Origin of the sequence: Haloferax sp. KTX1 (genome assembly GCF_902410085.1) — an archaeon.
Lineage (GTDB): Archaea > Halobacteriota > Halobacteria > Halobacteriales > Haloferacaceae > Haloferax > Haloferax massiliensis.
Genome location: NZ_CABPRH010000340.1, coordinates 1 through 392 on the forward strand (window position 1 = coordinate 1; position 392 = coordinate 392).

Sequence of the window (392 nt, forward strand, 5' to 3'; positions counted from 1 at the left end):
GCAGGAGATCGTGCGAACCGGGGCCGCCGCACTGGAACGCGGCCCGAAAACACTAGAGAAAGATGTCTGACGAACTTACCACAACAGTCTACTACGACGAGGACGCTGACGTATCGACTATCGACAATGAGACCGTAGCCGTGCTGGGCTACGGCTCACAGGGCCATGCCCACGCGCTGAACCTCCACGAGTCCGGCGTCGACGTAATTGTCGGCCTCCGCGAGGACTCGTCGTCTTGGGCGGACGCCGAGGACGCGGGTCTCCGCGTCGAGACGCCCGACGTGGCCGCCGGCGAGGCGGACCGCGTCGTGATGCTCGTCCCGGACACGATTCAGCCGGCCGTCTACGAGGCCATCGAGGACGAACTGGACGCCGGAGCCACGCCCCAGGTC

1 protein-coding gene is annotated in these 392 nt (G+C 65.8%); it reads left to right on the top strand.

The features are described 5' to 3' along the window. Positions 1-62 precede the first annotated feature (62 nt). Positions 63-392 (top strand): NAD(P)-binding domain-containing protein (locus FY251_RS22115; protein ID WP_187367511.1); only part of this gene is annotated, 330 nt, incomplete at its 3' end.